Origin of the sequence: Olivibacter jilunii (assembly GCF_900607235.1) — a bacterium.
GTDB classification, from domain to species: domain Bacteria; phylum Bacteroidota; class Bacteroidia; order Sphingobacteriales; family Sphingobacteriaceae; genus Olivibacter; species Olivibacter oleidegradans.
Genome location: NZ_LR027849.1, coordinates 1,156,080 through 1,169,883, shown reverse-complemented (window position 1 = coordinate 1,169,883; position 13,804 = coordinate 1,156,080). Strand labels below are relative to the sequence as shown.

General features: G+C 39.2%; 12 protein-coding genes. 2 read left to right on the top strand and 10 right to left on the bottom strand.

The features are described 5' to 3' along the window. Window positions 1–54: 54 nt before the first annotated feature. Window positions 55–1,164 carry a cyclopropane fatty acyl phospholipid synthase gene (cfa, locus tag E0E36_RS11070; protein ID WP_130855982.1) on the bottom strand — a complete coding sequence of 370 codons (1,110 nt, stop codon included), beginning with the start codon at window positions 1,162–1,164 and terminating at the stop codon, window positions 55–57. 180 nt (window positions 1,165–1,344) lie between these two features. On the opposite strand from cfa, the gene E0E36_RS11065 reads away from it, so the two are divergent. Beyond that, a complete protein-coding gene (locus tag E0E36_RS11065; protein ID WP_130855981.1) occupies window positions 1,345–2,811 on the top strand; it encodes an MDR family MFS transporter in 1,467 nt (488 codons plus the stop codon). A gap of 128 nt (window positions 2,812–2,939) precedes the next feature. Further along, window positions 2,940–3,941: a fatty acid desaturase gene (locus E0E36_RS11060; protein WP_130855980.1), complete on the top strand. Its 1,002-nt coding sequence runs from the start codon at window positions 2,940–2,942 to the stop codon at window positions 3,939–3,941. 86 nt (window positions 3,942–4,027) lie between these two features. Here E0E36_RS11060 and E0E36_RS11055 read toward each other — a convergent pair whose 3' ends face one another. The 9 genes from E0E36_RS11055 to E0E36_RS11015 form a co-directional block, all read right to left on the bottom strand. Next, window positions 4,028–4,588: a biliverdin-producing heme oxygenase gene (locus tag E0E36_RS11055; RefSeq protein WP_130855979.1), complete on the bottom strand. Its 561-nt coding sequence runs from the start codon at window positions 4,586–4,588 to the stop codon at window positions 4,028–4,030. Window positions 4,589–4,766: 178 nt separating this feature from the next. Then, window positions 4,767–4,994, bottom strand: coding sequence for a hypothetical protein (locus E0E36_RS11050; protein WP_130855978.1), 228 nt, complete (start codon window positions 4,992–4,994; stop codon window positions 4,767–4,769). A gap of 478 nt (window positions 4,995–5,472) precedes the next feature. Continuing rightward, window positions 5,473–6,768, bottom strand: a complete 1,296-nt coding sequence (locus E0E36_RS11045) for a S41 family peptidase (RefSeq protein WP_130855977.1) — start codon at window positions 6,766–6,768, stop codon at window positions 5,473–5,475. Window positions 6,769–6,817: 49 nt separating this feature from the next. Continuing rightward, the gene (locus E0E36_RS11040) at window positions 6,818–7,804 is read right to left on the bottom strand and encodes a hypothetical protein (RefSeq protein WP_130855976.1); all 987 of its coding nucleotides are present in this window, start codon (window positions 7,802–7,804) and stop codon (window positions 6,818–6,820) included. Between the two features lie 174 nt (window positions 7,805–7,978). Further along, the gene (locus E0E36_RS11035) at window positions 7,979–8,575 is read right to left on the bottom strand and encodes a hypothetical protein (protein ID WP_013666949.1); all 597 of its coding nucleotides are present in this window, start codon (window positions 8,573–8,575) and stop codon (window positions 7,979–7,981) included. Window positions 8,576–8,632: 57 nt separating this feature from the next. Then, window positions 8,633–9,598, bottom strand: a complete 966-nt coding sequence (locus E0E36_RS11030) for a hypothetical protein (RefSeq protein ID WP_013666950.1) — start codon at window positions 9,596–9,598, stop codon at window positions 8,633–8,635. 14 nt (window positions 9,599–9,612) lie between these two features. Further along, window positions 9,613–10,416, bottom strand: coding sequence for an HmuY family protein (locus E0E36_RS11025; RefSeq protein WP_130855975.1), 804 nt, complete (start codon window positions 10,414–10,416; stop codon window positions 9,613–9,615). A 23-nt stretch (window positions 10,417–10,439) separates the two neighbouring features. Then, entirely contained in the window at window positions 10,440–11,198 is a 759-nt protein-coding gene (locus E0E36_RS11020; RefSeq protein ID WP_130855974.1) for an HmuY family protein, read from the bottom strand. 99 nt (window positions 11,199–11,297) lie between these two features. Continuing rightward, a complete protein-coding gene (locus tag E0E36_RS11015) occupies window positions 11,298–13,676 on the bottom strand; it encodes a TonB-dependent receptor (protein WP_130855973.1) in 2,379 nt (792 codons plus the stop codon). Window positions 13,677–13,804 lie beyond the last annotated feature (128 nt).

Below are 13,804 nucleotides of genomic sequence, written 5' to 3'. Positions count from 1 at the left end.
GAACTAAACATGTCGGTCACAAAGACGGCTTTTAGACATCCTCGGAATGGGCTCTTAACGTACAGAGAAATAGCGGGCTATATTCCCTTTTTTTGATAAGACCAATTGCCAAACATTATTATGACGGGCTTTAAACGAAGCTGCACTTACATTTAAATAATACAGCCACATCCTGTAAAAGAGATCGTCATAACTGTTTTTTATGCAATGCCAATAGTTTTTAAAATTTTCTTGCCAGGCATTCAGGGTCAACTCGTAATCAGGACCAAAGTTATGCCAATCTTCCAACGTGAAATAAGGTTCCATGGCAGCGGTTAATTGCCTTGGTGAAGGTATTAGTCCGTTTGGAAATATATACTTATGTATCCACGGATCAGTTGCTGTTGAAGCCTCGTTTCCACCAATACAATGAAGCAGAAAGAGACCGTTGGATTTTAAACAATTATGCACTGTTTGCATAAAGATGCGATAGTTTTTGTATCCGACATGCTCGAACATTCCAATGGAAACGATACGGTCAAATTTTTCATCCAAGTCGCGATAATCCTGCAATCTAAATTCAACAGGCAACTTATGGCACCATGTCTTGGCAAACTCAATCTGCTCCGCGGCAATGGAGATTCCTGTTACGGTAACACCATAATTTTCACTTGCAAACTTTGCAAAACCGCCCCAACCGCAACCTATATCCAAAACAGTTTGACCGGCGGATAAATCCAGTTTTTTACAAATAAGATCTAGTTTTCTTTCTTGGGCCTCCTCTAGAGTCTTGGCATCTTTCCAATAGGCACAAGAATACATCATCGTTTTTCCGAGCATATATTGATAAAGTTCGTTGCCAATGTTATAATGCTTTAAGGCTACATCTATCGATCTTTTCTTATTCTGTAAATTAAATAGCCTTGATTTCAGATAGTACCAGAATAGGGTTGGTTTTCTTTTAAATTTGTCACTTAAATTAGCTTGGATTAAACGATATAAGAGTTCCTCAATATCGTTTGAAACCCACCAGCCTTGCATAAATGACTCACCTAAACCGAGCGAACCTCGTTTTAGAACTTCTTTATAGAATCGACTGTCAACAACCTGTAAGTCGTGGGGTCTGGAACCGTTAATCTGTATATCACATGGTGCTAAAAAATCGTTCAGTAAATCTCTTAACATAGCGTTCAAGTTAAATTAGTTCAGTTAAGCAACTATGTTTTTAACAGTTAAAGGGGTAAGATGTTTATTATCGGGTGAAGTTCTCGAGAATAAAGCGCCGATTAATCTCAATATAAACCGGCATGAGATATGAAGTTGATCAACTAGAGTTTATATACGATTTGAGTATCTTTGCAAAACATGTTAATAAACAGGTCCTTTGTACTCGCTACATTAATGATGGCTACGTCCATGGCCGCAATTGATAGTAGCATTGTAAACGTTTCTTTGCCGGTAATGCGAAATGATTTCGGGGTTGATCTTAACCAAATTGAATGGGTAATCACTGCCTATATGATTTCGTTCTCGCTTTTTATACCCTTGACGAACTGGCTAAAGAAACGCTTTGGTTACTATTATTTGTTTCTTGGAAGTATTGTCATTTTTACCCTTGGTTCCTTATTGTGTAGTCTCTCGGTAAGTTTGGACATGCTAGTTATTTCCAGGATAATACAGGCTATAGGCGGCGGATCGCTATCCCCCACTTCGCTGGCAATTTTAAGCGAGACCTTTCCGAAAGAAGAACGCGGTACGGCAATTGGTTGGTGGGGAATGGGAAATGTGATGGGCCCCGCCTTGGGCCCAACACTTGGTGGAGTACTCACGCACTACTTGGGCTGGGAATCTATTTTTTATATTAACATACCGATCGGGGCTTTAACGATCTTTTTTTCAATACGTTACTTAAGCTTTTTAAAGCGGCAAGTTGATAAGGAAAGTAGGTTTGATGTAAGGGGATTTATATTCTTTTCAATCTTTATTATCATTTTACAATACACGATATCGACGATCAGTAAGCAAGGCTTTTTATCTGTTTCATTTTTCGTTGGCCTCCTGATTACACTTTTGATGCTGTACTTCTTTGTACAGTCAGCAAAGAAGCCCCAATCACTGCTCGACCTGAATGTTTTTAGAATAAGGCAATTTAATGTTGCTGCTACGATAACGATTATTCGATCTTTGGCTCTTTATGGCGGCATGTTCTTTTTACCTTTTTTGCTTCAGGGACTGTTAGGTTATACCGAAATTGAATCCGGGTTGTTAATGCTGCCAAACGCATTAATTATGCTGGTAAGCAGGCCGTTATCGGGTAGATTAGCCGATAAAGGAATGATCCGAAATATATCAATTAGCGGTATTTTAATTGTATCTATTTCTTTCTTTATGCTGGCTAGAATTGATATCGGTGTTTCCGTATGGTTTATTTTGTTTACGATGGCGATAAGAGGACTCGGCATGAGCCTACTGGTAGCACCGGTTTCTACAGCACTTCTCAATGCTGTTAAACCAAATCAGACGCAAACTGCAACGGCGCTGAACAGTTTGTTCCTACAGGTAGGAGGCTCCATTGGAATAGCCGTAAGTGCAGTTATACATACATTTATATATGATCGTTATTTGGAAAACCAATACCCCGATCAGGTAGCGGAACATTTCGCCTTGCAAAATAGTTTTCTAATAACGGCCGTTATTATCCTGCTAGCTGTTTTGCCTGCGCTAAAACTGCCGCAAAAATCGAGTCTTATCTATATGCTTCGCAATAGAAATAGGGATAAAAAAGGAGATATAAGTGCTGAGGAAAAGGCTAATTTATTGAATAAGAAATGATTGTATGTCGATTAATCGTTTTGATTTCAAAAAGAGAAATAATTTCGTGAATTTTTACAAAAAAATTGCATTTCTAATACTTTTGCAATATCTTACACGTTATTAAGAATAAACCCTAATGTGTATAAATGAGTAAGAAAAAGAGCTTTAGCTGGTCGGAAAATTGTGAACCGCATAAACTTAGAACCAAAGAAATCATATCCAGTCATCCCGAAATTCGACATTTAATAGGTAGAAATCCGTATACCTTTTTAGTGATAGTCCTATGTGTAGGTATACAAATAGCCATGTCATGGATTTTGTATGATGAATCGTGGTGGTTTATCTTCCCATGTGCTTATTTAATTGGTGCTTTTGCATGTCATACTTTATTTATTTGTATTCATGAATGTTCACACAATTTGATCTTCAAAAATAGAGTGCTTAACACACTTTCAGGCATTTTTGCAAATTTACCCCTCGTATTCCCAAGCTCAGTATCCTTTCAGAAGTATCACTTGAAACACCATGCTTTTCAGGGCATCGAGGAATTGGATGCTGATATGCCCAGTGAATGGGAGGCAAAGCTGGTTAACAACTCTACGCTGGGAAAAGCACTATGGTTACTTTTATATCCTATTGTTCAAGCATCGCGCTTGGGACGGATGAGCAAAGAGATTAAGATGTTTGATAAATGGGTAGCGTTGAATTATCTCGTACAGTTCATCTTTATGGGTTTGATTTTTTATTTCTGGCAGTGGAAAGCAGTGGTTTATTTAGTCGCCAGCTTTTTTTTCTCGGTAGGGTTGCATCCACTTGGTGCTCGGTGGATTCAAGAGCATTTTTTAACCCATGATGAAGATCAGGAAACAAAAAGCTACTATGGGGTATTAAATGTTGTCAATTTAAATGTCGGCTATCATAATGAACACCATGACTTTCCATCAATTCCATGGAACAATTTGCCAAAAATTAAGAAAATTGCAGGTCCTTACTATGACTCCTTGGGCCATCACAGATCTTATACGCGTTTATTATTAAGGTTTATTTTTGATAGAAAATTGTCACTTTATTCGAGAATGGCACGTGATAACAGAGGGAAAACAAAGGCTACCCCAAGCAATAGCAAATCAGTTGTCAACGTAGAATAATCGGATTATAACGGTTACCTTAAGTAATAAACAGAAAGGCCGAAATAATTTCGGCCTTTCTGTTAGGTTTTAAAATCATTTACGCGTTAAGCCACTTCTTCGCGTTCAAATGTTCTTCCAAATAGCGAAAAAGTGTTGTTGGCGGCTTTAATGGCTAGGTTCTCCTCTCCTTCATTTTTAGCGTGCGCATTTAAAACAGTTACAAATATGCTCCATTTCTGTGGGGTTTCTGCTCCATAGCCTGAAAAGAAGGACAATCCCCTTGTTATGCCAAGCTTTTCAAGCATTTTAACAATGATACTTCCTCCCATAATTGAACCTTCTAACACATATAACGCACCTAAGGCTTCTTGAACCGTTGTTATAGTTGGAGCTTCTACTTCAGGTAGCTGATCTGTGCTTTCGCCTAAATCTTCTATATCGGCTTTTATGTAGCCGGAATTTCTTCTTTCTTTATAATCCGGTAAAACAGCGTCTGTAATATAGGGCTTGATAACCTCTTCTACCGCATTAAAATAGGCGTAGAAAAATTTTAGAAATTCAGCATAATCCTTATCACCGTTGATTGCTTTTAATTTTCTCACTACTACGCCTTCCAATTGTTGATGAGGTGCTTTTGTAGCTTCTTTTATTTTAGTACTTAACATATTTTGTTATTCGTTATTTGTTGTTAATATGACCGATAACCGATATCTAATTAAACGATCGACTGAAACAAAGATTGTAAAATTTGAAAATAAAGTCTGTATGCAATCCGCTTAATTTTGTATCAATTTCGTCGACGGTTGACCTACGGCTGCAAGTGAAAGAGGACGTTTTTCTTACCTAATTTATAACTATCTTAAGTAAGACGGAAGTAAACTCCGGTAAGTTTTTAATATCTTTAGGTAACATTAAATTAAATATGGCCAACTTTGCAATAACTTTTTGTGCGTTCGTTATAAACGCAAGCACTTTTACTGTAAACAGTACTGCTATTATTGCAGAAGTATTTGCATTTGTTGCAGCTTTACCTAAAGTTGTCATAAACTCACATAATTTTGTTGCAACCATTCGTAAGTTTCTTATAGCTGTAACCATGTTCATAGGAGCTCCATGGAACACTATAATAAAGTTGCGAACCTTTGCTATAAAAACAACTAAGTCTTTTGTAGCTTAACGAAAGTTAATTGCAAAAGCGAAGGTTTTTCTAACAAACGCAGCTACTTTTGTTGCAAATTAGATCGACTTTGTTGGAAAGCAATCGACTATTGCTGTAAACTTACACACCTTTATCTTAACTGTCGTTGTGTTTGCTTCAAGCTTGGGTAAATAAATCAGTTTAGCGACGGGCACCGCCTTAACCTAACCACGTTTACTTGTTTTCAAAGGAGTTCATGAGTTCATCGTTTCGCTCTTCGGTTTTGCGCATGTTTGGATTAAACCAAAGCGATAACAGCGAAATCGTTGAGTCAATATCACTTCAATTCCCCTTGCTTTTACCAGCCCATCTGTAAAGGCCTTATTAGCATGATGGCAACTGGCGCAATGTTTATTTCAGCTTGAATTGCTTTTTATATATAGGTATATAATTTCCCGATAGGCTCGTTTGAATTGTAGACGAATTTTCTTTGTTCATATCCTCGTGACCACTGCTTGTAAAAGATTTTCGATTTGAAAAGCTGCTCGAGTTGAAGCTACCTCCTATTACGGAAAGAGCGGTATACAATCCTGGTTCATCTAGATTACCCAAGGAAGTATCGGTAGAAAAAGTTATTGTCACATCTGGTTGCATCCCTTCAAAATAATCATACCAACCCACGGCATTTTGCAAAATAAAACTGCTGAGATAAATGGTATAAGAACCAATATGAACACCAAAAAAGCCTACCGGTTTACCATATGTTTTTTGGCCAATAAGCTTAACATCAAAGTAAGGTTTTAAACTACTGATCAATAATTCACTGGCTGAGGCGGTATTACCGGAAATGATAAAATAAACATTGTTAATCGTTTCGAGATTGCCGGCTTTTTGAAACAGAATGGTATTGAAGCTTTTGCTATAGTTCACATCCGCCATGGTAGCTAAACGCCCTTTATAGCGCACTGCGTTACCATTGGCATCTCTATATAATTGATTTTTAAGGATGGTGGCCTTTCCATTTTGCATCAGGTCATTAAATTTCTCACTGTACATGACCTTTCCGGTTAAATTGGAAGGCACGATTAAATTAGCCAGGTATTCGGCAGTCTCAACATAACCACCCCCATTTGATCGAAGATCAATAATAAGGCCGGTAATCCCTATTTTAGCGAAGGAAGCGAAAATAGCATTCAATTGCTCTTTAATGGCAGTAAGAGCGGGAAAAGAGGCCAGGGAAAGATAGCCGATTTTTTTATTATCAGTTTCAACAACCTTATATAGAGGCATGAACTCCGAACCGGTGTTCGCTATAGTGGCCATTGTTGAGATGCCATTGTTTGGAGTTCCCTGCTCCAAGTATGAATATTTAGGACTGCCTGCATATACAGGCAACTCATAAGAATTGCCTGTTTGAGGGTTGACGTTCATCTGTGAAATATCGTATAACTCCGATTTATAAGCCCTTAATTCAGGACTGACAGCCTCGTAACGATTTCGAGGATCAAATTCAGTATAGCTGGGCAAAGTTTCACGCCATAAATACACTTGTTTTGCGTAAAGGAAAATAGAATCCAATGTAAACTCCACCGGTGTACCGGTTGTTGGCGAAACTACTTCGTCTGTTAATCCTAAATCCTCCTTTTTACAGGAAAAAAGAATTGTTACTAAAAACGGATAGCATAATATCTTGCTAATTAGACGCATGAATTGTTTCTTTTCTCTTTAGTAGCCATTCAATGATATTCATATACTATTACTCTGTCACCGTAAGAGTATTGTTTAAAGAAAGCGTATTAATCGTGTCCGAGAAATAAGGAGTGGACGCATAAATAAATCGCACCGAATGATAGGTGTTTAGTGGGAAATCAACCGGAATTCTTAACGTAATTTCATCGGATGAGACGTTTACTATTTCTACCGGTATATAAGTTCTGGAATTTTGATTATTCAAGAGCAGTTGGGTTACTTTATCTAGGTTTTTCCCCGCCAGCTTGTATTCTTCTCCTCTTTTCAATGTAATGGCTTCGTTTAAGGGTATGTTACTTGGCCGCGGATCTTCAATTACTTCAAAATCTCTTTCTACAGTAATGGTATACGGAGCACTTTCTAATCGAATAGACGTATAGGTGCCGACAGTCATTTCATCTGGAATAGCCCAAATATTTAGCGATGTACTATTGGAAATAGGTACTTCCACTTCTCGCCCATCTGCTGTGAGAAAAAAGACTTTCAGTTGCCCTTCCGTTGTATTGAAATAATCTCCGGCGAAACTAAGCTGATCACCAACTAATATGAAATTTTTATCGTTGTAACTTGTTATGCCACTGAAGTCCGTCACATAAGGTTTCGGTACATTAATGATTCGTTTTAGTTTATATACCTTGGCTGTTCCGTCTTCGGCAGTAACCGTAAAACTTGTACCGTCTGTAAAAGCTATCGGCGTATTGGAGGCAGGTTGTACATTAGCTCGCTCCGATACTGTCACCGTAGGCGTCACGGTTTCGGGAACAGCTTGCTCGGGTGGCCAATAAATAATGATTTCGTTATTGTCAACAGCTGCTTTTAGCACAGCGCCGTTGGCATCGATGATACTGAAATTGATAATCTCCGCATAGGGATAATCTATGTATTCCTTTTTGCACGAAGAAAATGCAATACATATTAAGCTAACAAGACACCAAGGCTTTACGAAATTTTTAAAAGGGTACATTTCTTTTTTACAGCTATATAATGGTTTCATGTAAATGATTGTAAGTCAATTTTTTTTTCATTCTATTCCTTATCTTTGCCTCAATAAATACCATGAACAATCCGGGCATTTATTAAAACTTGCAGGCTTAGCCTGCTAAATACTGCTGAAATAGGGTTTGCACGCGAATGTATGACCCTGTTTCAGTATTTTAAGAAGGGTGTTTTATTTCAATCTTTTAGTGGAGAAATCAACGTCCGTGTGGTAAGGGCCGGTTCCGGTACCTACAATGGAAGTTAACTGCACAACGAAGACCTCAGTTGCGGTGCTCAAATTAGTGTTATTAGCCACTACAGCATAACGATTAGCTACCGGTGTTATAGTCCTGGTGCTTGAGTTATAGTTATACCAGCCGATTACCGCGCCATTGCTTCCTAATGTGGTAACGCTCCAATTGGTTGTACTTAAATTAGCCAATGTTATTGCCGATACGTTGCTTACACTAGGGAGATCTATGTAACCTAAATTATAGCCATTTGCCTCGGTGATATTGCCGTTAAAATTCTGGTTAAATACGACCTCGTTTCCACTGGTGCTAACGGCATTATCGAAAAGGCTATATCCTACATTTCCCCAGCCTGATGCCGAAGGCGTGGTAGCGGTGTTCGTAAAGCCACCCGTTGCAGTTCCTCCAACAGGAATAACCGCCGTTTCTTGTTCTAATGCCAAATTCGGCTCAGCTGTTTCTGATTTATTACAAGCAGTAAATGTTAAAGCTAAAAAGGCGAATGCCGCCATTGATTTTAAGATATTTTGTTTCATTTTTTCTTTTTTAATTAAACTTATATATAACTAATAGGCAATGCCCGGATTGTTTTCTTATTCACTGACAACGGTTATGGGCCAATTCGTGCTGAATGGACTAAAAGTTCCGAAAAATGCTGTCGGATAGTATTGTCCAGGAGGTACACTGTTGGGTACGCGAATCACGGCTTCGGTACGCGTATAGCTTTCGATTGGTAGTAATACCTTTTCGCCATTTACGATAATGCTAAATTCCCGAAAATCGTGGAAGACATTGGAAGTCGTTTTTATGGTGAAATTATCCCCACCCCTTACAGTAATGGTATGATGATCTATAACGGGTTGCTGGTACGTCAACCGTACGGGATACTGACTTTCCGCTGATAAGGCCTGCACCTTAACCTTAACCTTATATAAACCCGTATCTAATGTTTGCGGTATTTGTAAGTTACCGAATGTATAAAGCTTTTCGTTGCCAATTATTGAGACCGTTACGTTGGCAGGACCGATGCCGGTATTGGCAGAAAGTGCGGTTTCTTGTCCTGCTTCGTTCACTAGGTACGCTGAAATCTTGGCTGGATCATTGGTGTTAAAATTGCCACGAAGTACAATGTTAGAAGCTCCTACGCCCCATGCTGTAATAGTCGTTTCACTCGAAAGTTCTTGAATAACTAAGGGAGCAATTTGTTGTAACACAATGATAAGTTTATACGTAGCCGTGCTCTGATCAGCCCCTTTTACGGTATAAGTGATAGAACTGTCCAATACAGCAACAGGCTTTACTTCCTCTTGCAAGCGGGCACCATCGGCTACGGTTATTTCGGGATCGATAACATCTAATTGATAATAAAATGGTAAGTAAACAGTAATCGTTTTATCGCTCTCATCAATTGCTCCTAAAATAGTACCATCTGCTACAGGTACTTTATAGGCTACAATTTTACTGTTGGAAAGTGGAGGAAGATCCGCTGTTTTTGTACAGGCACTGAGGCTTAGAAAAACGATAATAATGAAAAATAGGTTTGCTGACTTTCGTTTCATTTCAAATATATAGATTAGGATTTAATTTCAAAGGTGGTGCTGCCTTTGGGGACAAGAACATACTCAAAGGTGAAAAACATATGGGGAGTGTTTCTAAACCATTTATCAGACGTGAAAGCATCCTGATAACAGCTGATCATTCTGATTTTGGCATAATTACCCTTTGCTGTGCGAATTACGATGGTTCTGGCTTTTACGACTGTTCCATTCGTTAACGTTAAAGGATTACTAAGTGCGTAGGCCACGTGTTGTTTGTCGTAACTTCCATCTCCTACTATTGTTCCACTGAAATCATATAAATACCAGCCTATCCCCTCGCCAAAGTCCCCGGCAATATCGGTGCCCACGATTCCGCTTCCGGTTTTAAATAGATTGTCTGCCGAAATGGTTGTTACTTCGTCAAAGGCTTGTTCAAGTACCAGAATCCCTCCTTGACCGGCACCACCATATCCATTACTAGTGCTGTTTTGACCATTATTAGCACCTAAGAAGCTGTTATACAGGTGGGTGAATGAAACATCCCAACGCTGTGTTTTTGCATAGGTCAGCTGCACTTCTTTCTTATCCTCCAAAGAGAAAAGTACGGCTGTTTTTGCCGAGGTGGGGTTCTCATCGTCTGTTTCCATCGCTAGGTTTTCCACTCGTTGCAAAGTATAAAATGGGACTGTTTCACCAGGCTCCTCTTCTTTCGGTTCTTCCACGGGGCTTGTATTGTCCTTCGAGCAAGATGTGTTTACTAAAGCGATCGTAAATAGAAGACAAAAAATCATGTAGACTATCTGTGATTTACGGTTTAAAGAATATGGTACTTGTATCATACTTTTCTATGTTTTGAAAGTGACTAATTAGTTGTAAGATTTTTACTCCCATCCTCTTGAACAAAATAGCGGAAGGTATAATAAGGTGCCGGCCAGTTCAGATCAGTTACTGATGGCGGATTACCTTTGTATACATTAATAAGCTCAAGCTTGGCGTATTTACCACTGGCAAGACGAATGACATATACCCTGTTCTTAATGGGTACTACCAAATGCGTGTTAAGGCTATAATTGAACCAACCATTCGAATTTTCTCCTGATGCCCAACCGATTTTACCGACCTTACTTTGATTAAATACCTCATCGGATGGGGCTTCGGTTACGGAAGCATAAGGTCGGTCGTACTTTACAACAGCGGTCTGTGTTGCCGGACCTTCAAATCCCGGATTAAATTCGTCACCGGCATTATTGACATAAATCTCGCTATTGTAAGGCCCTGTGAAGGCCAGATCCCATTCGGCTGTTTTAAAATAGCGGGCCGAGTCGGCCGCATCACGTATCCAAATTTGTCTCCTATCCCTTAGACGATAAAGAAAAGTATAAAACGGTCGTTTTTCTTTACCATCCACACCATTCGACATGGATGCATCTGTATCTCCTGCCAGGTCATATATGATTGTACTTTTCCCATCTTCGTAACCTGGAGTTACTGCTTCATCTGTTTTACTGCAGCCACTTATTAACGATAGGCCGATAGCAACACTTAAAAATAATCTTCTATCGGCATCGAATAGCCAGTTTAGGTATCGGAACCACCGGCATCTTGATTTTATTGTTTTCATGTTGTTATTAGTTATTAGTATTCGTTTTAGCCTTTAGTTATTGGCTGTTTGTTATTGGTTAATGATTATCCATATTCATCATTCCTCATTCATAGTTTATCATCCCTCTTTAAAAAATCGATAAGTTACTCCCGCTAACACGACACGGCCTAATTGTCCGGGCATCAGATAATCGGTGTAATTAGCGATGTTTTCGGCTGTGACTTGCAGAGTCAGGTGTTTTTTAAATATCTTTTTCTCAATTGATGCATTGAAGAGCAAAAAACCATTAACAAAAATGTCAAATCGATCGATGTAGTAATTTCCGTTAGCATCTTCAAAAGGATATTTACCTCGATAGTTCAACCTAAAAGTAAGTCCAAGGTCCCAAGGCTGATAGTTATAAAAGACACGGAGATTGGCCATATGTCGTGAGCGATTTTCCAATCCCCAGTAGTCCGAAGTCTCCGAGCGAAAAGTTTCTCCGGTTGTAGGATTGCGAAGAGTGTAATATGGCCAATTTCCCGTTAAAATGCTATCCTTCACGCTTAGGTCTTTGGAAACCAGGTATTGGTAACCTATTGAAAGATCCAAATCCGGTAAAGGTCTATAAGAAAATGAAGCCTCGAAGCCTTTATTGTTAACCTTTGGAAGATTTAAATAGGAATAGATCATTTGTCCATCGCCTGCCGTGGCTACCTGAAAACTGTTGATTTGGTTCTTTATGTGATGGTAAAAACCACTCAGCTCTACCTGCCACGTACTTGAAGGAGCAATTGTCGCAGTCAGGTTGAAAGTATTGCTTTGTTCAGCCTGTAGGCCATCTTGTTGTAATTTATTGAACGTATAATTTCGCAGTTCACTCAGCTGCCCAGCCTCTTGCATGGCCGTTAATTGTGTTCTGGCAATGTCTGCTCCCAATACCGTGTAGCCAACGAGCGGATTAGTGAAAATTTGAAAACGTTGACGAAAATCGGGTGTTTTAAAGCCGGTACCAAAGGCCGCTTTGAGTGTTACAAAGTGAGCAGGAGTATAAGTAATCCCCAGATTAGGATTGAAGCGACCACCATAGTATGCATGATAGTCATAACGACCACCCCCTAAGATTTGTAGATGATTCGTTAACCGCCATTCCGCCTGACCATATACAAACCCATTTTTCATAGAAGGAACATCACCAAGTAATTGATCTTCCATCGTTTCCAGTGTACCGCCAAAGCCACTGGTTAATGATAAATCGGTAATTCTATTATAAGCGAATTGCTGTTCTAAGCGGAAGATGGATTGTGAAAAATTGCTCTGCTCACCCAGTGCGCCGGTATCCCATATGATTTTCGAATGCCAGGTATAATGCGTGAAATAAAAACGGCTGAGGGATTGCAAGCCATTTTGGTAAGAAGTATTTAAATAGGTTGAGGCGTTGATATCGCCCTCATTCATATCATCTTTATAGGTATCACTTCCATATCCACGTGTCATCACCGATTCCCGCAATCCATAACGCCCGCTTGCACCAATGCTCGTGTTCTTACTTAAACGATAACGCACTCGGCCTTGTAAGGTATAATTGTCTGACGGCGGCACGGTAGTACCCCTAGTTTGATACCGACTGTTTACATTGAATCCATCGCTGTGATAGAAATTGGCGGATAAGCTGGCTTCCCCTCGATTGGATGCAAAAGGTGTTTCGCCTTCTAAGGTGGCATCTAGCATATTAAGCGATCCATAACGTAAGGATGCCGCTCCTTGCGTTTGTAGGGCGCCATGGCGAGTCACAATATTGATGGCACCTCCCATTGCCTCACTTCCGAAAAGACAGGATGCGGCTCCTTTGATGATTTCAACACGTTCAATGTTCATTACGCTGATCCGCGACAAATCAAAACTTCCTCCATTACGGCCAACCATAGGCTGTCCATCTATTAAAATCATGACATATTCTGAAGAAAAACCTTGTAACTGAACGCCTACCGAACGGTTTCCCCTGGCAATGTTATTGACGATGGCAATGCCCGTTTGTTCCTTTAATATTTCATCCAATCGTCGACTTCCCATCAATTCAATTTGTCTACGTGTTATAACGGTTACCGGCATGGCCGAATTAATCGTCGAGATAAGGTTATCCTCTTGAATATGCTTATCGGTAACGGCTACTTCATTTAAAGCATGTTCGTCTTTTATTAGTATTATTCTTATATGTGTAGTCTCATTCTCTTTGATGTCTATAGATTGCGTATAGCTTTTATAGCCTATACGGGTAATTGCTAAGGTGTAGGTTCCAGTATATAAATCATTGATTTTAAAGGAACCATCACTCTCTATCGCTATTAAATGATTATCGGGGTTTAAAGTTAAAGTAGCAGCAATAGTTTGTCCCTCTTCGTTAGAAACCGAACCAATTAGCCCCCCTTTGACTTGGCCATATACAACTGAAGGAAACAAGCAAAACATAAACATGTAGAATCTGAGCATTTTTGCCTCAATATTATTTTTAATCATTCTAAATAATGATACAAATGTTGAGATAATCCATTAAAAAGGTTGTATGAGAAACGCCTTATTTTGTATGAATTCCGCCATAAACGGAAGAATGCATTGAATATGAAGCTTTCGTATTTTGTAATTGT